General features: G+C 71.4%; 16 protein-coding genes. 3 read left to right on the plus strand and 13 right to left on the minus strand.

Translation table 11 applies throughout. The features are described 5' to 3' along the window. Positions 1 to 30: 30 nt before the first annotated feature. The 13 genes from ACWD4P_RS20775 to ACWD4P_RS20835 all read right to left on the minus strand — a co-directional run bounded on the left by ACWD4P_RS20775 (position 31) and on the right by ACWD4P_RS20835 (position 12,466). Positions 31 to 1,728 (minus strand): ABC transporter family substrate-binding protein, encoded by a 1,698-nt coding sequence (locus ACWD4P_RS20775; RefSeq protein ID WP_449780542.1) that lies wholly within the window; start codon positions 1,726 to 1,728, stop codon positions 31 to 33. 49 nt (positions 1,729 to 1,777) lie between these two features. Continuing rightward, entirely contained in the window at positions 1,778 to 3,910 is a 2,133-nt protein-coding gene (locus ACWD4P_RS20780) for a dipeptide ABC transporter ATP-binding protein (protein ID WP_449780543.1), read from the minus strand. After that, a complete protein-coding gene (locus ACWD4P_RS20785; protein WP_449780564.1) occupies positions 3,907 to 4,767 on the minus strand; it encodes an ABC transporter permease in 861 nt (286 codons plus the stop codon). The genes ACWD4P_RS20780 and ACWD4P_RS20785 overlap by 4 nt, the downstream gene beginning before the upstream one ends. Positions 4,768 to 4,885: 118 nt before the next feature. After that, the gene (locus ACWD4P_RS20790; RefSeq protein ID WP_449780544.1) at positions 4,886 to 5,869 is read right to left on the minus strand and encodes an ABC transporter permease; all 984 of its coding nucleotides are present in this window, start codon (positions 5,867 to 5,869) and stop codon (positions 4,886 to 4,888) included. Between the two features lie 530 nt (positions 5,870 to 6,399). Beyond that, positions 6,400 to 6,522: a hypothetical protein gene (locus tag ACWD4P_RS20795; protein ID WP_359825137.1), complete on the minus strand. Its 123-nt coding sequence runs from the start codon at positions 6,520 to 6,522 to the stop codon at positions 6,400 to 6,402. A 93-nt stretch (positions 6,523 to 6,615) separates the two neighbouring features. After that, positions 6,616 to 7,623 carry an MsnO8 family LLM class oxidoreductase gene (locus ACWD4P_RS20800; RefSeq protein WP_449780545.1) on the minus strand — a complete coding sequence of 336 codons (1,008 nt, stop codon included), beginning with the start codon at positions 7,621 to 7,623 and terminating at the stop codon, positions 6,616 to 6,618. A gap of 35 nt (positions 7,624 to 7,658) precedes the next feature. Next, complete coding sequence (locus ACWD4P_RS20805; RefSeq protein WP_359825133.1) at positions 7,659 to 8,423, minus strand: ABC transporter permease; 765 nt, start codon at positions 8,421 to 8,423, stop codon at positions 7,659 to 7,661. Continuing rightward, positions 8,420 to 9,127 carry an ABC transporter ATP-binding protein gene (locus ACWD4P_RS20810; RefSeq protein ID WP_359825130.1) on the minus strand — a complete coding sequence of 236 codons (708 nt, stop codon included), beginning with the start codon at positions 9,125 to 9,127 and terminating at the stop codon, positions 8,420 to 8,422. The genes ACWD4P_RS20805 and ACWD4P_RS20810 overlap by 4 nt, the downstream gene beginning before the upstream one ends. Next, the gene (locus ACWD4P_RS20815; protein WP_359825128.1) at positions 9,121 to 10,029 is read right to left on the minus strand and encodes a hypothetical protein; all 909 of its coding nucleotides are present in this window, start codon (positions 10,027 to 10,029) and stop codon (positions 9,121 to 9,123) included. Before ACWD4P_RS20815 ends, ACWD4P_RS20810 begins: the two co-directional genes overlap by 7 nt. A 3-nt stretch (positions 10,030 to 10,032) precedes the next feature. Further along, a complete protein-coding gene (locus tag ACWD4P_RS20820; RefSeq protein WP_449780546.1) occupies positions 10,033 to 10,857 on the minus strand; it encodes a hypothetical protein in 825 nt (274 codons plus the stop codon). Further along, entirely contained in the window at positions 10,824 to 11,624 is an 801-nt protein-coding gene (locus ACWD4P_RS20825; protein WP_359825123.1) for an SAM-dependent methyltransferase, read from the minus strand. Before ACWD4P_RS20825 ends, ACWD4P_RS20820 begins: the two co-directional genes overlap by 34 nt. A 94-nt stretch (positions 11,625 to 11,718) precedes the next feature. Continuing rightward, positions 11,719 to 11,901 carry a hypothetical protein gene (locus ACWD4P_RS20830; protein ID WP_359825121.1) on the minus strand — a complete coding sequence of 61 codons (183 nt, stop codon included), beginning with the start codon at positions 11,899 to 11,901 and terminating at the stop codon, positions 11,719 to 11,721. 325 nt (positions 11,902 to 12,226) lie between these two features. Continuing rightward, a complete protein-coding gene (locus ACWD4P_RS20835; RefSeq protein ID WP_449780547.1) occupies positions 12,227 to 12,466 on the minus strand; it encodes a hypothetical protein in 240 nt (79 codons plus the stop codon). A 111-nt stretch (positions 12,467 to 12,577) separates the two neighbouring features. On the opposite strand from ACWD4P_RS20835, the gene ACWD4P_RS20840 reads away from it, so the two are divergent. From ACWD4P_RS20840 to ACWD4P_RS20850, 3 genes are all read left to right on the plus strand, one after another. Next, on the plus strand, positions 12,578 to 13,012 hold the full coding sequence (locus ACWD4P_RS20840) for a helicase associated domain-containing protein (protein WP_449780548.1): 435 nt from the start codon (positions 12,578 to 12,580) through the stop codon (positions 13,010 to 13,012). Positions 13,013 to 14,087: 1,075 nt separating this feature from the next. Continuing rightward, entirely contained in the window at positions 14,088 to 15,662 is a 1,575-nt protein-coding gene (locus ACWD4P_RS20845; RefSeq protein WP_449780549.1) for an RICIN domain-containing protein, read from the plus strand. A gap of 700 nt (positions 15,663 to 16,362) precedes the next feature. After that, positions 16,363 to 19,587: a fibronectin type III domain-containing protein gene (locus ACWD4P_RS20850; protein ID WP_449780550.1), complete on the plus strand. Its 3,225-nt coding sequence runs from the start codon at positions 16,363 to 16,365 to the stop codon at positions 19,585 to 19,587. Positions 19,588 to 19,860 lie beyond the last annotated feature (273 nt).

A 19,860-nucleotide genomic window follows, 5' to 3' on the forward strand; every position in this document is an offset into this window, starting at 1 on the left:
AGTCGATCGCCCCGGCTGCCGGCGGTGCTGCTACTTCTGCCAGCCGATGGTCTCGGGCAGCGGGCTGTGGAAGATGGCGGCGCCGACGTTGGCGAGGCCCTTGCGGATGCCGAAGGTGGAGGGGCCGCTGAAGAGCGGCAGCAGGGCGTACTGCTGGAGGGCCTTCTGCTCGACCTCGTTGGCGGCCGCGATCTGCCGGTCGAGGTCGGCGATTTCTCCGGTGGCGCGGATCTCCTTGTCCAGTTCGGGGGTGCCGGATCCGGTGATGTTGGAGTCGCGGTCCGAGCAGTAGAAGTCGCACAGGGACCGTGCGCCGAAGGGGTCCGTCGTGCGGTTGCCGGAGATGAACAGGTCGAAGCGGCGGTCGCTGATCACCTTGGAGAAGTCGTTCTCGGAGACCTTGTTGACGTTCACCTTCACGCCGACGGCCTTGAGCATCGCGGTGAACGCGCCGACGGTGGCCTTCTCGATGGGGTCGTCGCCGAGCAGGGTGTAGCCGAGTTCGAGCGTCCTGCCGTCCTTGGTGCGGATGCCGTCGGCCCCGGGCTGCCAGCCGGCCGCGTCCAGGGTCTTCCGGGCCTCCTCGGGGTCGTACTTCAGCACGGCGGCGACGTTGTCCTGGTAGCCCTGCTGGAAGCTGTAGAGCACCGCCGAGCCGGGCAGCGGTTCGGTGTAGTCGAGGCCCTGGAACCGGATCTTCGCTATCTGCGCGCGGTCGATGCTCTCCTGCACCGCCTTGCGGACCTGGAGGTCGCCGAGGAGCGGGGACTTGGTGTTGAGGTGCAGCGAGATTTCGAAGGGGCTGCCGCCGCTGCGGATTTCGGCGTCCTTGGCCGTCCTCACCTGCTTGAGGGTCTCCGCGGTCCCGACGGGGGCGTAGTCGATTTCGCCGTTCTTGAAGGCGTTGACCGAGGCGGCGCTCTCCAGGTTGACGTAGACGCGCTTGTCGAGCTTTCCCTTGCGGCCCCACCAGTTGGGGTTGCGTACGAAGGTGATGTTGCCGGACTGGGAGTCCCAGGTGCCCACGGTGTACGGTCCGGTGCCCCACTCGGGGTGGGCCGTCTTGACGTACGCCGTGTTGAAGTTGTCGACGGTGGCGGCCTGGGGGTGCAGGAAGGTGGTGAACAGGGCGGACCAGGCGGGGTTGACGCCCTGGAAGGCGATGACCGCCTGCTTGTCGTCCGCGCCCCGGGTGACGGAGGTGATGCGGTCGTAGCCGTCGGTGGAGGAGGCCGCGTAGGCCTTGTCCGAGCCGTTGTTGGCCTTCCAGGTGGCCTCGATGGCCCGCCAGTCGATCGGGGTGCCGTCGTTGAACGTGGCCTGGGGGTTGAGGGTGATGACGACCTTCTGGTCGCCGCCCTCGACGGAGACCTTCACGTCGCTGTAGTAGTCCGGGTTGTACTGGACCTCGCCGGTGGGCGAGTAGGTGATGGCGTCGGCGTTGTACCAGGACCAGACCCTCGTGGCGGTCAGGGTGGCGTTGACGTTGAAGGGGTTGCCCTGTTCGTCGAAGGTGCCCGCGCTGGTGTAGGTGCCGCCGTCCTTGATGTTCTCGTACGGCTGCGGGTTGTAGTCGGTGACCGAGGACGCGACCTTGGCGGCGTTCTTGGCGTCCTGCCCGGGGGAGGCGCCGGTGGAGCCGCCGGAGGGGGACGGGGAGGAGCAGGCGGTGGCGGCGACCGAGACGGCCGCGGCGAGCGAGAGGGGCAGGGCGAGCTTCCGACGCATGGGGTGTCCTTGGTGGGATTCGGTGAGACGGGGAAGAACGGGGGCGGGGTCAGACCGCGTGGCAGGCGTACCGGTGGTCGGAGCCGTCCGGGGCGGCGACGGTCGCCGGCCGTTCGGTGCGGCAGCGCGCGCGTACGGCCTCGCCGGCCTCGCGGTACAGCGGGCAGCGGTCGACGAACACGCAGCCCTCGGGCAGCCGGGCGGCGCTGGGCTGTTCGCCCGCGAGGACGACGCGTTCGCGGTGGCGCTCGCGCTGCGGGTCGGGGACGGGTATCGCCGACAGCAGGGCCCGGGTGTAGGGGTGCCGGGGCCGGGCGAAGATCTCCTCGGTGGCGCCGGACTCGACGATGTGGCCGAGGTACATCACCGCGATGCGGTCGGAGACGTAGCGCACCACGGCCAGGTCGTGGGCCACCACGAGGTAGGCCAGGCCCAGTTCGCGCTTCAGCCGGGCGAGCAGGTTGACGATCTCGGCCTGCACGGAGACGTCCAGGGCGGACAGCGGTTCGTCCAGGGCCAGCAGTTTCGGCTCGCGGGCCAGGGCGCGGGCGATGCCGACGCGCTGGCGCTGGCCGCCGGACAGGGCGGCGGGGAAGCGGTCGCCCGTGGCGCGTTCCAGGCCCACCAGGTCCAGCAGCCGGGGGACCCGGGAGCGGATGGCCGCCCGGTCGGCGCCGGCGGCCCGGAGCGGTTCGGCCAGCAGGTCGAAGACGGTCAGCCGGGGGTCCAGGGCGTCCGTCGGGTCCTGGAGGACGATCTGGATGTCGCGCCGCAGCTCGTTCACCCGGGCCGCCGAGCGGAGCGTGGCGACGTCGGTGCCGGCCACTTCGATGCGGCCGCCCTCGGGGGCGCGCAGCCGCAGCACCTCGCGCAGCGTGGTGGTCTTGCCGCTGCCGGATTCCCCCACCAGGCCCAGGGTTTCGCCGGCGCGCAGTTCGAAGCTGACGTGGTTGACGGCGTGCAGGGTCCCCACCCGGCGTTTGAGCAGGGCCCCCTTGGTGATCGGGAACGTCTTGACGAGGTCCTCGACGCGCAGGACCACCTCGCCGGCCCTCCGCTCTCCGGAGCCGGCCGGTGATACGGAGTCGGTCGGTGCTCCGGAGCCGGCCGGTGCTGCGGGGACGGGGACGGCCTGCCCGGCCGGGTCGAGGCCGCCGTCGGCGATCTCCCGCGCGCGGTGGCAGGCGGCGCGGCCGGTTCGCCCGGCCGGTGCGGCCAGGTCCGGTTCGGTGCTCCGGCACACGTCCAGGGCCACCGCGCAGCGGGGCGCGAAGGGGCAGCCGCCGGGCAGGGCGACCAGGGACGGCGGCTCCCCGCCGACCGGGACCAGGGGCCGGCGGACGCCGCTGTCCACGGTCGGGACGCTGGCCAGCAGGCGGGCGGTGTAGGGCATCGTCGGGCGGCGGAAGAGCTCGTCGACGCCGGTGTGCTCGACGATCCGTCCGGCGTACATGACGGCGACGTCGTCGGCGTGGCCGGCGACCACGCCCAGGTCGTGGGTGATCAGGACGAGACCGGCACCGGTCTCGCGCTGGGCCAGGCGCAGGACGTCGAGGATCTGGGCCTGGACGGTGACGTCGAGCGCCGTGGTGGGCTCGTCGGCGATGAGCACCGAGGGCCGGTGGGCGATGGCCAGGGCGATGACGACACGTTGGCGCATGCCGCCGGAGAACTCGTGCGGGAACGCCTTGGCGCGTTCGCGCGGATCGGGGATGCCGACCAGGTCGAGCAGCTCCACCGCCTGTTCCCAGGCGTCCTTCCCGGACAGTTCCCGGTGCACGCGCAGGGCGTCGGAGAGCAGCCGGCCGACGCTGAAGATGGGGGTGAGCGCGGACATCGGGTCCTGGAAGACCATGCCGATGTCCTTGCCGCGCACCCGGGAGAGCTCCTTGTCGTCCATCGCGGCCAGGTCGCGCCCGCCCAGCAGGATCCGGCCGCCGAGCCGGGCGGTCGGCGGCAGCAGGCCCATGACGGCGAGGGCGGTGGCGGACTTGCCGGAGCCGGACTCGCCGACGATCCCCAGGGTGCGTCCGGGCAGGAGGTCGAAGTCGACGCCGCGCACGGCCTCGACCGGTCCGGCCTCGGAGGGGAAGGAGACGCGCAGGCCGCGGACGGACAGGACGGGCGCGGGGCCGGCGGGTTCGGCCGCGGGCCCGGTGCGGCGGGCGGGTGCGAGGGTCATCGTCGGCCTCCTGCCGCGCCGGTGGTGGAGGTGGGGTCGAGGGCGTCGCGCAGGCCGTCGCCGACGAAGGTCATCGAGACGGTGAGCAGCACGGTCAGCCCGGCGGGGAAGGCGAAGAGCCAGGGGGCGCTGGTGATGGTGCCCGCGCCGTCGGCGAGCATCGTGCCCAGCGACACGTCGGGGGTCTGGACGCCGAAGCCGAGGAAGGACAGGGCGGTCTCGCTGAGCACGGTGGAGACCACGCCCAGGGTGAGGTTGACGATGAGCAGGGAGCCCAGGTTGGGGATGATGTGGCGCACCACGATGTGCAGGGGGCGCACGCCCATGTACTCCGCGGCGCGTACGTAGTCGCGCTCGCGCAGGGACGTCGACACCGACCAGACCACGCGGGCGGTGGACATCCAGCCGAACACCGTCAGGACGAGGACGAGGACCCGCCAGTCGCCCGCCAGCCGGTGCGAGACCAGGGCGAGGACGAGGAAGGACGGCACGACCAGCAGGAAGTGGATGAGGGCGAGGGTCGCCTTCTCCACCCGGCCACCGACATAGGCGGCGCCCGCGCCCACGACCGCGGCGAGGGCGACGGTCAGCAGGGAGACGGTGACCGCGATCACCAGTGAGCGCTGGAGGCCGTGCACGGCGGCGGCGTAGACGTCGTTGCCGCCCTGGTTGGTGCCGAACCAGTGCTCGGCGCTCGGGGCCTGGGTGAGGGCGGAGAAGTCGGTGTCCGCGTAGCCGTACGGGGTGAACAGGCCGCCGAGCGCGCTGAACAGCACGAGCAGCAGGAAGATCACCACACCGGCGACGGCGGTCCGGTTGCGCAGGAAGCGGCGCAGGTAGAGGCGGCGCCGGCCCAGGTAACGGCCGTCGTGCCCGTCGTGCTTGTCATGATCGGCGGCCAGGACGCCTTCGGTGCCCGCGTCGGGACCCACAGGGGTCACATCGGGGCTCACGGGGGTCACAGGGGTGCTCATCTCAGCTCACCCGCACCCTCGGGTCGAGGAGGACGGTGGCGATGTCCGCGAGGATCGCGCCGACCGCCGTCAGGGTGGCGGCGAAGGCGGCGATCGCCACGGTGCCGTGCACGTCGTTCTTGCTGATGGTCTGGATGAAGTACTGGCCCATGCCGTTCCAACCGAAGATCGTCTCCGTGAGGACCGCGCCGGTGAACACCGCCGGGATGCTGAAGGCCACGGACTGGGCCGTGGGGATCAGCGCGGTGCGCAGGGCGTGCCGGCGGATCGCCTGGGCGCGGGTGAGCCCGGTGGCCCGGGCGGTGCGCACGAAGTCGGAGCCGATGACGTCCAGCAGCAGCGAGCGCTGGGTGAGGTGGTAGCCCACATAGCCCGTCAGGGTGAGCGTCAGTGTCGGCAGGATCAGGTGCAGCAGCCGGTCGCCGACCGTCGCCCAGAACCCTTCCACGCCGGGCGAGTTCTCGCCCGCGACGTACAGGAAGTGCCAGCCCGCCTGCTCGTTCAGCCGGATGGCCAGCAGCACCAGGGCGAGGGCGGCGATGGACACCGGGACGTTGAACAGCGCCACGGACAGGGCCTGGGCGGCCCGGTCGCGCCGGCCGTACTGGCGCGAGGCGGTGTGGACCGCGAGCGCGACCCCGACGACGACGGACAGGACCGTCGCGCCGATCACCAACTCGGCGCTGACCAGGGAGCGGTGGCCGATCTCCCCGTTCACCCGCACCCCGACCGGGGAGCGGCCCCAGTCGAAGCGCAGGACGACCCCGCTCAGCCAGTCCCACCAGCGGTGCAGCAGCGGCTCGTGCGGGTCGAGGTTGTACGGGGCCAGGGCCCGGGAGATCTGGTCCTCGGTGCGGACGGGGCGCAGCTCCTTGAAGTTCGAGCGCGGGTCGAGGAACCAACTGGCCAGGAAGTAGGTGGCGTTGGTGGCCGCGGCGATCACCAGCAGCCACCCCGCCGCGCTGCGTGTCACGTACCGGAGCACGGACGCCACCTCCCCGCCGGATGCGACGGGTACGGCCGGGGAGCGCTGGGTCTGGGGGAATTGGGCATGCGGGTGGAACTTCCTCTGTCCAAGGGGTGGTCGCACGATCGCGCAGAGACCAGTATGTGTACGAGCGACACCCGGCACCAGGGATCAGGGCACGTGGACACGAACACGAAACGCCCCCGCAGCACACGCACGCGTCCACGTCACATTCCGTCGAATCCGCAGGTCGCAGCGGCCGCAGCGGCCGCGGCGGCCACCGGCCCGCGCCGCCGCCGAGCGCCGGCGGGCGCGCGCCCTGGTGCGCGTGCCGGACTCGCCGCACCCCGGCGTCTCCCCGCGCCACCTGGCCGCGGTCGTCGCCCACGGACACCGCGTCGAGCACATCGCCGACGAGGCCTTCGACCGGGCACCCGAGACCGCGGGCGCGCGAGTTCACGGTGCGCCTGCTCCACGAGACGGTGCTCGTCTCGGACGCGGTGATCGGCTACCCCGCGCCGCGCGCCCTCGCCGACACCCTCTCGGGATCACCACTGCTGCGCCTTCTCGGCCGCGTCGAACAGCCCGAAGCCGGCGTCCACGGCATCCGCGTCGTCGGGGCCGTCCTCGTCGTCCTCACCGCCCGGGGCCGGACTCCCTCGGGGTGGCACCGGCGTGGGCCACGGTGTGGTGGCGTCGAACGGCGTCGCGGGGCCTCGTCGTCCCCGGCCGCCGTCCCGGGCCGCGTGCGGTGCCGGGCATGCTCATCGTGTCGGCTCAGGCCCCTGCGGTACTGCGCCGGGTGTTTGGACCGAGCGGGCGGCGGCCGCCAGCAGCCGGTAGGAGTGGGCCCGCTCGTCGGGGTCGGCGATGCTGGTGACCGCGCAGATCTCGGTCGCCGCGAGCTCGGTCGCCAGATCGCACAGACGCGCCACCGCGGTCTGCCGGTCGCCGACCAGCCAGTCCGTGAGCCGGCGGCGCAGCAGTTCCTGCTCTGGCCCGGTCGGTTGCGTTTCGGCGGCCTGCGGCACCGTGGGAAGGGGCGAGGGACGTCCCTGCCGGGCGTGCAGGAGCGCGGTGGCCGGGACGCGGGCCAGTGCGGCGGCCCGGCCCGGGTCGTCGGACAGGTAGACACCGAGGCTGAGCAGCAGGTCGGGTTCGGGGTGACCGGGTGAAGGCCGGTAGTGCCGGCGGTAGGTGTCGGCCGCCTGTCGTGCCCCGCGCAGGCTCAGGTGTCCTGCGAAACCGTAGGGCAGCCCCAGTTCGGCTGCCAGCTGCGCCACTGGCGGGCTCGATCCCAGGACGCGGACCGGGATCGGGGCCTCGGCGGCGGCGGACATGTCGTCGAGGTGGCCGACCAGTTCGGCGATCTGACGGCGGAACCGCTCCGGTTCGGCTGACGGTGTGGTGCCGCGCAGCGCCAGGCCGAGCGCCGGCCGACCGGCGAGCGCACGCACGACGCCGAGCTCGATCCGTGGCCCGTGGAGGCGCGCCAGTGCGCGGAAGCTCTCGGCGACTCGGAAGGGCGCGTGGTTGGGCAGCATGATGCCGCCGGCACCGACTCGCAGTGTGGAGGTCTCGTTGGCGATCGCCGAGATCAGGACTTCGGGGGCGGTGGCCGCAGAGGCCGGGTTGGCGTGGTGCTCGGCCACCAGGTACCTGGCCGCACCGAACTCCTCGGCCTTCCGGGCCAGCTCGATGGAGCCCCGGAGGGCGGCGGCCGGGCCCTGGTGCTCGAAGACCGGGCACAGGTCGAGTACGGAGATCTTCATCGACGGACCGTTTCGGTTTCGTGGGGCAGGGGGTTTCAGCGCTCGGTGGTCAGGTGGTCGGCTGCGCGCAGGGCGAGCACGGCCAGTGCCCCGGTGCCCAGTGTCCAGAGCGCGGCCCAGAGCAGGTCCGCGGCGGAGCCCGCCCAGGTCGAGCGCAGCCAGTCGACCTGGTACGTGAGCGGGTCCAGCCGGGCCACGAAACGCAGATAGCCGGGCGCCGTGTCGAGCGGGTAGAACAGCGGCGCGGCCAGTACCACCGGAAGGGCGGTCAGGGTCACCACGAAGTCCCGCGTTGCGTACGATTGGACCCGGGCGGCCACGGCGGCTCCGGCCAGCACCCAGCCGGCGTCCACCAGCAGCGAGCCTGCCACGGTGAGCAGGAGTCCTCGGCCGGACAGGCCCGACAGCGCGCCGAGCGGTGCGGCAAGGCCGATCACCACCAGCAGTTGGAGCAGGAAGACGCCGCCGAGCACGATCAGCACGCTCAGCAGGTAGCCCGTGGTGCCGCCGCCGTACATCCGGTAGAAGGCGAAGACTCCCCATTTGCGGTCGTTCGACACGTCCGAGACGGCGGCGGTGCCCGATCGGAAGGCCAGCATGGCCAGCATGCCCGGCAGGACGAATGCCAGGTAGTGGTGGGCCGTGCCGCTGCCCGAAGCGCCTACCGCGCCGCTGACGCCTGCGGCCAGGAAGAGCAGGTAGGCGACCGGTTCGATGATGCGGCCGTAGTAGACCTGGCGCCAGTTCCACAGTGAGGCGAGATGGAACCGCACCGCGATCAGTGGGCGGGCGCGGGTCATGGGGTCTCCGTCTCGGTCAGTGCCTGGTAGGCGGTCCACAGGTCCTCGGATCCCGGTGCGGCGCGCAGGAAGGCGGCGGTGGGCCGGTCTGCGAGGATCCGGCCGCGGTGAATGGCGACCACCCGGGTGCAGTAGCCGGAGAACCGCGAGGTCTCGTGGGTGCTCACGAGCACGGCTCCGCCGGCCCGGGCACTGTCCTGGAGGTAGTCGAAGACCTGTCGCACGGCGTCGGGGTCGAGACCGGTGGTGGGCTCGTCGAGCAGCATGAGGCGCGGGCGTCCGGCGATGGCCCGGGCGATCTGGCAGCGCCTGAGCTCGCCGCCGGACAGGGTCTGCGCCTGGCGGTGCAGTACCGGCCCCAGGTTCAGGATCTCGGCGATCTCGGTTGCCGCTCGTCGCACGCCGCGCAAGGTGCCGCGGCGAAGTGCCAGACCGAGCTCGATGTTCTGGCTGACCGTCAAGGACCAGTCGATCACTTCGCGTTGCGGGCACCAGCCGAACTCGGCGACCGGGACGTCCCGGCGCACGGTTCCCGAGTCGGGCCGGCGCAGACCGGCGACGATGTCGAAGAGCGTTGACTTCCCTGCTCCGTTGTGGCCGATGAGTGCGACCAGCTCGCCGGCTTCGAGATCCAGTGAGGCCTTCTCCAGGGCCGGCGCGGGATTGCCCGGGTACTGCTTGGAGACCCGGTCCACGCTCAGCACGCCGGGTCCAGTGCCTCGGTGGCCGCCAGCCGTGCCTCGATCAGGTCGGCGACCTGTTCCGGCCCGGCTCCGTCAGGTATGCCCACCACGAGCGTGCGCTCGGGCAGTTGCTCGGAGATCCGGTGGCGGCTCGCTCCGGAGAACCAGACAGCGGGGTCGGTCCGCCGATCGGCCGGCCCCGTCGAGGCCTGTTCCGACGGGACCAGCCGTACCAGGTGCCTCACGTTGGTCTGGTCGAGGTTGGGCCTCCCGAGGAACCGTTCAGAGCGGGCCAGCAGCACCAGACCGGTGTCGGGGGAGACCGTTTCGCGGTGCTCGCCGTCCAGGATCCGGGCCAGATGGTGGCGCCGCCCCCCGCGGCGGAAGCCCAGCGGGCTGTCGTGGCGCAGGAAACTGCCGCTGTCCACGTCGAGCACGGCGAGGCTGTCGCTGACCAGTCGGGCACCCCGCGAACAGAGCACGAGTGCGGCCGAGGTCTTGCCGATGTAGTTGTCCCCGGTCAGCAGCACCCCGGTGCCGTCAGCCAGTTCCAGACAGGTGCCCGGGCCGACGGCCAGGCGCTCCCAGAGGCGCGAGTACCGGAACGGCGGAAGCGGGGAGGGGACTTCGGACCAGTCGGTGAACGTGTGGTCGACTTCACGGTGCCAGCCGTCCTCGGTCCTTCGGTCCACCTCGATCCGCTTGGTCAGGCCGTCCTTCCGCAGCAGGCTGGTGAAGAATCCGCGCTCGGGCCATTCCGGGCAGCTCAATGTCACCACGACCTCGGTCCGCTCCGGCGCAGCGGGTTCGACTCGCTGTCCGCCGAAGTAGAACAGCGCCTCGGTGGTATCGGCGGAGTGGCAGCGCAGCCGGGTGATCACGTCGTAGAAGTCGAAGTAGAGGTCCGTCAAGGGAAGATCCATGTCTCAGGTCCCGGTGCTTGCGTTCAGGGTGGTGGAGAGCTCCGCCACCGCCTGTCGGGCGTGTCGGGCCGGGTCGAAGGCGAGCCGCCAGCTGTGCTCGCCGATGCGGTGGAGTTCGAACTCGGCCGCGGGGCTGAGCACGACGGTCCAGGACCATTCGGTCCGCTGCGGGGCCCGTCGAACCGGCAGAGCGGCGGGGTGCACCGCCCAGGTGGTTCCGGTCGGTGTCCGAAAGGAAGGCGCCGCGGCCAGGAAGGGACGCAACCACGGGTGGACGCCGAGCGTGCGCTCCCGCACCCCGATGGGCCGGCGGTAGGAGAGCAGCCGCCGTTCCCGCTCGATCGGCACGGTGTCGTCGCTGACGAAGCCCCAGCCGGTCCGGAGCAGTTCCAGCAGCAGCACCGACTTGCCCGCCAGGGACGGCCCGTGCAGCAGCACCGCCTGGTCCGGAGCCCACGGTGCGCTCGCCGCACTGGCGTGCACGGTGCGGACCGTGCTGCTCAACGGCGGGAACGGGAACGGTGGGAGCGGGCTCGGCTTTCTCGCCGCCCCGCGGTATTTCTCGTAACAGGACCAGTCGAATTCTGGAGTGCGTAGAAATATGCTTCGCAGGGCATCCGCAGAACCGTCCGTAAAGGCCTTCGATTCTGCCGTGAAAGCGATCTCGAAATCTGCGCGACCGGACGTTCCCGTGCGCCGGTGATCCTGGAAGTAGTAGTCGAAATGAGCCAGGTCCGCAGAATTCTGCAGCAGCACGTCGACCGTCGTTCCCCAGAAGTCCAGCCGCAGCCGGCTCAGTCGTTCCAGTGCGTGCGGGGCAACGTCCACGGCTCGCTCCCCCCGATGTACAGCGTCATCCCGCTGTGACTGCTGGACACCAGGCTGTCGAGCTCACCGACGGTGGCGTGGCTGATCTGCGGGGCCATGTCGGAGCGCCAGGCCGACAGCACGGCGGCGACCGCGCGATCCGCCGGGTACAGATCGCGAAGCCGTGCCGTGAGCGGCGACAGCCGACCGTACAGGTCCTCGCGGTCGCGGAGCCGGTCGGTGCCGAAGGAACCGAACTGGGAGAGGACGAGCGGGAAACGGGTGTCCGGCGCGACCGAGTGCAGGTAGAAGGCGTTGGCGTCGTACACCTGAACGGCATAGTCGAAGCGGGCTCCCACATCGATCAGCAGGGTGTCCAGGAAGGACGTCGCGGGCACGGCCTTGACCGTCAGCCCGTGGCGCTGGGCCGCCTCCTGCAGCAGCCAGCCGGTGTCGACCAGGAAGAGGGGATGACCATAGGTCAGAAAGCTGACCGGCCCGTGACCGCGCCCCTCGGCAGCGGCCTCCAGCACCCGGGCGGCCATCGCGTGGTAGACCTGGCCCGGATTGGGATCGGCGGCGTAGACCTGCTCCAGGTCGGTCACCTCGCCGTCGTAGCGCAGCCGCAGGTCGGAGTCGTAGGCGGTGAGATGGAGGATCCTGCGGGAGTCACGCAGGATCCGGTCGGCTTCGACACTCCGGCGGTCGAAGCCCCCGATGCCCAAGCCGACCAGGTACAGGTCGGCTTGAGCATCGGGGACGCGCAGGTCAGCACGCTTCAGGCGCACCCGATGGGCCTTTCGATCGAGGACTTCACCGATCCCGGTCGTGGCACCGACGCCGAAGTCGGCACCGCACTCGCCGGCCGGGTCGGAATCCGACTCAGAAGCAGTTGGAATCCGCGACGACGCTCGCGCAGGTTCCCTGGCAGTGGGCGCCGCTCGCCTTGATCGTCTCCTCGATGGTCGGGATGTAGGACGGCACCACGACCTCCCGGTGCGCCGGGTGGCTGTCCTGGCCGGCTACGGAGCCGACAACTTGCTGCGCGATATCCACGGTTACCACGGACATGAGGCTCTCCCCATTCTCTGTGAAGTGTCACCCGATTCTCGGGCGAACAAGATCAACCTAGCGACCACGGCATCGCGGCTCCATGGTTCGAGTACGCCTGCAATGAGACATTCACCCGGCGAAACAATTCGATCACTTCCACTCCCGTCAAAATCGCATGCATTCCGGCACCAACGCCATATTCCGGCGAGCTCTCCGTCTGCCAGACAGCGCGCCAATCCTCCCGGGGCGGCGTCGGATGCGCGGGCACCCGGGCACACTACGAACCCCGCCCGTCGGATCCGCGCCGTGGGGACTGGTCGGGCGACACCGCCTCGGCTCAGCCCCGCGGCGCCGGCCCGTGGACACTGAGGGAGACCGCGGCCCCCGGCCGGGCCCCCGGCCGCGCCACCGTCGTCGCGGCCTGTTCGCGGGAGGAGGCGCTGGAGAGCGCGGAGGCCGGCGGCCGCGTCCACGCCCGGGTGACCACCCAGGCCCCGCGGATCGCCGACCTGCTCGCCAAGGAGAAGGCCAGCGAGCCGGCCACCGTGTAAGCCGCGTACGCCTCGCTGGAGCGCATCGTCCAGGCCCACCAGGGTTGGGGCCTTGCCCAGCGGGACCTCGTGATCATCGACGAGGCCCACCAGGGCCTGCTCGACGCCGCCCGCGTCAGCGAGCTGGAGCCCTCGGGATGATCTGGTCGAAGAACGCCAACGCCTGGGAGTGCGGGGCCGCCTACGCCGCCGCGTTCCACCATCAGCACGGTCACCTGGCGATCCCGGCGACCGCGAAGCTGGACGGCTACGCGGTGGGTGCGTGGATGCGCCGCCAGCGCAAGGCCGCGGGCCTCACCGCGGACCAGGTGGCCAGGCTCGACGCGATCGACGGGCTGTGGCGCCTGGAGCCGGACTGGAACCGCTCCTACCGCCGCCTGCTCGCCTACCTCGCTGCCGGCGGCACCCTCGACGGCCCCGCGAACCGCACCGGCCTCGGCGACGACCCGACGTTCCGGCCCGGCACCTGGCTGCGCAAGCAGGACAAGGCCCGCACCGAAGGAAAGCTGACCGACCACCAGACCGCGCTCCTGGACGCCCTCCACCGGCACGCCGAGACCGTCACCGGCTGACCCGCCTTCCCGCGGGGTGCGGACGGCCCTTGTTCGGTCCCGGCTGATCGGGTCGAGCAGGACGCAGGTCCCACTTGGTGGATCGCGGCAGCACCTAGGACTGCGTGCGGGGCGGCCGTCCGCGCTTGTGGTGCCGGGCCGTCGGCTCGATCGAGGAAGCCGGCCAGAAGGTCACCGCCGAACGGCTCACGGAGGCGATCACCACCTACGAACTCTCCCTCGTCCCGGCCCCGGCCCCGGCCCCGGTTCGGCACGGCGCCGGCCGCGCCGGACGGCCGCTTCACCAGCGGGTGGTGACGCAACGCCGGCCTGCGTGACGCCCCGGTGGTCCCGGCGCCGCGCGGGGGAGGACCCTGACCGTCCCGGCCTCGGCCGCGGTGCTGCTCGTCGTCCGGCCGCCGTTGTGCTGCTGCGCCCCCCGGCTCGGCCCCGCTCTCCCGGCCCGGAGCTGGCAGACGTCCTTCCCGCTTCCCTCGTTCGGGCCGCCTCCCGACTCCTCGCCCCGGCGGGGACAGCATGGTAGAACGCCCCAGACCAGGAAAGGCATGCCTGGGGCCGGTGAGTTTCGCCCCGCGGCCGCTGGTCACGACGGCCGCGTCTGAGCTTCGACGTGCGCCAGAAGTCGACTCCGCGGAATTCCCGCGCAGGTGATGGGTGGCGAGGTCAGGGCCACTGGCCGGGGGGCCGTCACCGCCCGGGATGTCCGTTCAGACGGTGAGTCAGGCAGGAGACGTTGACCAGCGCCACACCTGATGAACGATCAAAATCGATCAAAGCTTGACGGTTTGCGATCTCAAGTGGAGAAAGGTGGAGTATCGCATTCCCATCGTGAATGAGCTGTGTAGATTCCTGATCGGTTCGGGTGACAGCGCAAGCCGTCACCCGCCCGCAGGAGTTTTCTTCACCGGTCGCGCTCTGCCCCACGCACCGGCGCGGGCGTGGTGGACGCGTGCTGTGTCCGCTTCCGTACGCCCTGCCGCAAGCCGAACCGTGCACCGACCATGGGCACGCGAACCGTCACTGACCGTTGCCGAGCGCCTCCGCGGTGCCCGGCGACACCACCGAGAGGACCTTGATGGGCATATCCCCGCGCACACGACTGGCTCGCCGGTTCGCCGCCGTCGGCACGGCCATGCTCGCCGTGCTCGCCGTCGTCCCACTCGCGGCGGCCCCCGCCTCGGCGGCGGTCGCCGCGAGCCCGATCTGCCTGAGCGGCAGTTTCCAGTACGACTACCAGAACGCGGAGGAGGGCTCGGGCAAGCCCACCCGGACCAAGCCCGTCCGCAACGCCAACGTCGAGCTGTGGGGACGGGAGAAGGCCGCCGACACCCCGCACGCGCTCGGCGTCTACGGCCTCACCGCCGTGTCCGACGGAGGTTTCAACCTCTGCTACACCCCCACGACCACCACGACGATGAACAGCATGTGGGTGCGGTTCTACTCCGAGAGCACCAGGATGTGGAAGGTCCTGTCCCAGGGTTCCCTGTACACCGTGGACTCGCCGGTCCAGCAGAACCTCTCCGCGAGCGCCTCCCTCGGCGTCATCAAGCCCCCGGCCCAGACCTCCCGGGCCTGGCACGTCCTCGACACCCTCAACCTCCTGTGGTGGGGCCGCAACAACCCGGTCAGCTCCTGCTGGAGCGCCCACGAGCCGAACAGCGGCTCCTGCACCGAGCTCTCCGTCGTCTGGGGCCCCGGCGCGGGCGGGGGCCCGGTGTACGACCTCAACAACACCATCTACCTCTCCGACGCCGACCCCGACTCGGAGCACACCGTCCTGCACGAGGGCGGCCACTTCCTGATGCACCGCCTCTTCAACGGCGCCTGGCCGCCCGACAGCGTCTGTGCCTCGCACTACATCTGGTCGAGCGCGGGCCGCCCCTGCGCGTGGGTCGAGGGCTTCGCCGACGCCGTCTCTGCCTACTTGCTCGGCGACAACCGCTACGTGTGGTCGAGCGGAAGCAGCACCGAATTCACCTACGGCAGCGGCTGGGACACCGGGGACACGGTCTCCGGCAACATCTCCGGTTCACTGCTCGACCTGTGGCGGCAAGTCGACGGCGGCTGGCAGGGCACCCTCAAGGCGCTGAACGACCGCACGCCGGGCACGTTCGCCGACTACTTCAAGACTGTCCGCCCCGCCGCCGTCCCGCCGCTCGCCATCACCGGCGCGGCGCTCGACCTGCTGGCCAAGCACACCATCTACTACGGGCCCATGCCCGTCGGCGACGGGCGGCCCCACTACCTCTCCAACGGCGGCAACCTCGTGCTGTCGCACCAGGGCACCGGTTGCATGATGCTCCCCAACAGCTACGCCTCCATCTACGACAAGAGCGCGTCCGACCTCGGACAGCAGTGGCGGCTGGACACCAACGCGGACGGCACGGTGCGCATCCACGACGGCTGCAACCCCTCCCTCTCCCTGACGTCCAGCGGTTACCCGAGCTACCGCGTCACGGTGAAGCCGTCCGACGCACAGTCCGCGTCCCAGAAGTGGCAGGTCACCCGGAACGACGACGGCAGCCTGAAGATCACCGACCCGAACACCGGCTACGTCCTCGACACCCCCAGCAACCAGTCCGGCATGGGCGCGACGCTCACGGCGCCCTCCGCGACCAGCGCCACCCAGCGCTGGACCACCCGCGACTGACCTGACGTCCACCGCCTGCGAAGCGGGCCGGGGAAACGCGCCGGAGGACCCGACGGGGAAACGCACAGAGACCGCTCGGGCCACCAGGACCGGGCGGTCTCTGCTGTTCGGACGGACCCATCCGCCAACACGGCCCGCCGCCGATGTTGGCGACGACGACCACGTGCAGGTCGTTGCCGAGCGGCGCGATCGAGACCTGGGTGATGTTCCCGAGGTCGTTGAGCGCGACATTCAGGTCGACGAACCGCTGCGCCCAGCGGCCCCGGGCGTGGCCCAGCCGCCGCACGTGACGCGATGACCACTCGGATTCGGCCCGTCAGGCGGAAGTCAGGACGGCGGCGTACAGCTGACGGTGGCGAGCCGGGCGCCGTCGCCGGCCGTCCGCCGGAGCGGCCGGCGACGGCGGGTGGTGAGCTGCGGCGCACGGGTTTACCTCTCCCGTCACATGGGTCCTCCCCGGTCGCCCGCGCACCGATTCGACGGTCTTTCCTGCGCCTTCGACCGGATCGGCGGTAGACGCCAAATCCATTGCGTTGAAGCGGCTTTGGACATCGTTCCGCCGCTATCCGGAGCGATACGATCCGCTGGGCCCAATCGGGGCCCGCGCCCATGGACCTCGCGTGCGTGGGCAGAAGGGTGGGGAAATATGTGGCATGGACATGTCGGAAAACGGCGGGCCGGGAGCTTACGCGGACGCGCGGTGCTCGCCGCCGCGGTCGTGCTCGGCCTGGGTGCGGGAACGGTCGGCGCGGCCGCCGCGGCACCCCCGGCCGGGCCGGGCAGCGGCTCGGCCCGGGCCACGCAGGCGGTGCAGGCGCCGCTGATCGACTCGGTGCAGCCGTTCGCCTCCGGCACGGTGCGGGTGACCGTCACCCCGGGTGACACCGCACAGGAGGCGGTGGCCGCCGTCGACGTGGCCGCCTACGCGCTGGACGATTCCGGCAACGCGACCGGCGCGCCGGTTGCCACCGGCCGGGCGCAGCGCCCGGACCCGGCCAACCCGCCGGTGGTCGAGATCAGCGGACTGGCTAATGACGTCAACTACGCGTTCACGGCCACCGAGACCACCGCGGGCGGTGTCGTCTCCGGCACGTCCCCCGCCTTCATCGGCGGCCCGCAGACCCCCAAGGCCCCGCTCGCCCCCACCCTGGCCGGCCTCCTGGGACGCGACACCGGGGTGATCGCCAGCTGGAACCCGGCCCACCCCAACGGCTCGCCGGTGACCGCCTACACCGTCACCGCGACCCCGAACGGCCCGGGCGCCAGCGTGACCACCACCGTGGCCGGTGACGTGCTGAGCACCACCGTCACCGGGCTGGTCGGCAACCGGTACTACTTCGTCACGGTCAGCGCGACCAACGCCGCCGGGACGGGGCCGGCCGCCGTCTCGGACAGCCAGACCACCGGCGCCAACTCCAACGGCACCGTCCTCACCAAGCCCGCCTACGCGGCCAGTGCCCCGCAGGATGTGTCCGCCGGACCGCCGCCGGTCGGCCCGGACGGCAGCCAGCCCGACCCGACCGCGCTCAAGGTGACCTGGGACTCGCCGCAGGACGACGGCGGCAACACCATCACCGGCTACACCGTCGACGCGACCACCGCCGGACAGCCGACCGTCTCGGCCACCGTGTCGGGCACCGCCAAGGAGGCCACGCTGCTCTCGCTCGCCCCGGGCGTCGAGTACGCGGTCACCGTCACCGCCCTCCAGCAGGACGGCAACCGCGGCGCCACCAGCGCCCCGGCCAAGGCCGCGCCCGCGCCGACGCTGAAGGCCGGCACGGTGTTCCTGTCCAAGGAGTCGGTGGCGTCCGTCACCAAGCTCACCGGCAGCACCGTGGCGTTCACCAACCCGCCCGCGCAGGTGACCGGTCTGAAGGTCAAGAACATCATCGTGGTCGGCGAGAGCGCCAACCCGCTGATCCGCACCGGCCTGCTGCGCGTCGTGGACAAGATCAGCACCGAGGGCGGCACGGTGACCCTCACCACCAGCCAGGCCGCGCTGCAACAGGCCTTCCAGAACCTGGACTTCAGCGCCACCGGCAGCAAGCTGACCTCCGGCTCCGAGGGCTACCGGGTCACATCGCTCAACCCGAAGTTCCAGGCCGCGATGGCGCCCCGGGGCAGTGGCCCGGGCGCGGAGAAGACCTTCACCCTCGACCTGGCCGAGAAGATCAACGACGACCCGAAGACGAAGGAGAAGCTGGGCGGCGCCACGGTCACCGCCAAGCTGACCGCGGCCCTGAGCCTGAGCACCAACTGGGCGGCCGCCGTCGACTTCAAGCAGGACCCCAACGGCTCCTGGTACACCCTGCCGACCTTCACCTACGACTTCTCCGCGACGGCCACCGCGAAGGCGTCGATCAACGGCGAGTTCGGCATCGCCTACAAGCACGAGTCGCAGCGCGAGGCCCTTGTCACCATCAAGCCGCAGAGCTGCCTGTTCGTGTACGGGATCGCGTTCTGCCCCGAGCTCACGGTCTACACCCAGACCTCGATCGACGGCTCGATCAGGTTCTCCTTCTCGGCCTCCTACGAGCGGACCATGGGCGGCCGGGTCTTCCGCGACTACAGCGGGAACAGCCAGACGGAGGACCTGACCAAGGACGCGGTCACCAAGTTCGACTACACGCTGAACGCGGCCGCCAAGGTCACCTTCGCCTTCCCGGTGTCGTTCAAGGTCCTGATCTACGGGGTGGTCGGCCCGGAGGTGGAGATCACGCCCGCCATCGAGGTGACCGCGGACACCTCGGCCAATCCATGGCTGACGGTGAAGGCGCCCCTGAAGGTGTCGGCGTTCTTCCTCCTGGACGTCAAACTGACGAAGTTCGCCTTCGGCGACGTCGTGTTCAACAAGACCTTCGACCTGTACCAGGCGCCCGGCCCGTTCCCCGGACCGTCCCTGTCCGGCGGATCGGCGTTGGCCGCCTCGGCGCCGTCGGACGCAGCGGCGAAGGGCGGGCTCGCACCGGCGGACGACCGGACACCGGCCTCCGGCACCGCGCTGACGGCCACCCATCAGTACCACGTGACCTGGCCGGCGGGCTGCGACAGCACCCAGGCGGTCACCTGGTCCATGGCGTCCGGCTCGCTCGGCCGTGTCGACCAGACCGGCCTCTACAGCCCGCCGCACCCGCTCCCCAGCCACAACTACGTCGACGTGATCACCGCCACCACGGCCGGCTCGGCCGGCTGCGCGCCCGCCACCCTCCAGGCGGCGGTCCACCACGGTGCCAGCCTCCCGGCCGCGCCCAAGCAGCCGGTGGTCAGCGCGGACGGCACCACCGTCAGCTGGACCGCGGCCGGCGACGGCGGCAGCCCGATCCTGGAGTACGTCGTGACCGTGGTGAACGACCCGGGCGACCCGGCCGGCGCCGAGACGGTGCTCGCCACCGTACCTGGCACGGCGACCTCGCTGGCCGTCCCGGCCGACCGGATCGCGCAGATCGAGGCGGACGGCGCCCAGGTGCAGGTCACCGCGGTGAACGCGCGCGGCCAGGGCCCCGCCTCGCCGCTGTCGAACCCCGCGCCGGCCACCAACCCGATCCTCGACCTGCGGACCTCGCAGGCCACCGTCGGCGGCACCATCCAGGTGCACCCGACGGTGGTGAACGGGGGCCGCAGCGACGCCACCGAGGTCCGCTATCAGCTCAGCTACCCGGAGGCCTTCGGCACCCCGACCTCCCCGTCCGCCTGCACGATCGACACGGCGAACCGGGTGCTGACCTGTGACACCGGGGCCCTCGCCTCCGGTCACCACCGGACCACCCCGCTGATCTCCTTCAGCGTCGGCGCGCTGACCCCGGGCACCAGCTACCCGCTGACCATGACCCGCGTGTCGGCCAGCCCGGTCGCGAGCGACCCGAACAACGGCACCTTCACGCTCTCCTGCACCGCCGACCCGGCGGGCAAGGTGACCTGCGCGTAGCCCTGCCGCACCGCACCGCACGGCCCGGCCCCCTCGCCCGAGGGGGTCGGGCTCCGTGCCGCCCCGCCACCTTCCGACTCCCGCGCGCCTCGTTCGATATCCTTCCTTCCGACCGCCAGGCTCCGGGCCGCCGCCGCGGCCGCCGGGCCCGGTCCTGGCCGAGCCCGGCGGCCCGCCCTCCGGCCGCGCCGGCACCCGGTCGCCGCGCCGCCGAGCCGCTGCTGCGTCCGTTCCGGTCGCTTGGGTCTTCGCCCCGGCCGCTGCTGCGCCGCC

It is taken from the genome of Kitasatospora sp. NPDC002543, assembly GCF_053594915.1.

Excerpts from the sequence above, each read along its gene's own strand:
- ACWD4P_RS20815 (WP_359825128.1), bottom strand. The coding sequence starts at position 10,029 with ATGGATCTTCCCTTGACGGACCTCTACTTCGACTTCTACGACGTGATC.
- ACWD4P_RS20805 (WP_359825133.1), bottom strand. The coding sequence starts at position 8,423 with ATGACCCGCGCCCGCCCACTGATCGCGGTGCGGTTCCATCTCGCCTCA.
- ACWD4P_RS20800 (WP_449780545.1), bottom strand. The coding sequence starts at position 7,623 with ATGAAGATCTCCGTACTCGACCTGTGCCCGGTCTTCGAGCACCAGGGC.
- ACWD4P_RS20775 (WP_449780542.1), bottom strand. The coding sequence starts at position 1,728 with ATGCGTCGGAAGCTCGCCCTGCCCCTCTCGCTCGCCGCGGCCGTCTCG.
- ACWD4P_RS20840 (WP_449780548.1), top strand. The coding sequence starts at position 12,578 with ATGATCTGGTCGAAGAACGCCAACGCCTGGGAGTGCGGGGCCGCCTAC.
- ACWD4P_RS20835 (WP_449780547.1), bottom strand. The coding sequence starts at position 12,466 with ATGCGCTCCAGCGAGGCGTACGCGGCTTACACGGTGGCCGGCTCGCTG.
- ACWD4P_RS20780 (WP_449780543.1), bottom strand. The coding sequence starts at position 3,910 with ATGACCCTCGCACCCGCCCGCCGCACCGGGCCCGCGGCCGAACCCGCC.
- ACWD4P_RS20845 (WP_449780549.1), top strand. The coding sequence starts at position 14,088 with ATGGGCATATCCCCGCGCACACGACTGGCTCGCCGGTTCGCCGCCGTC.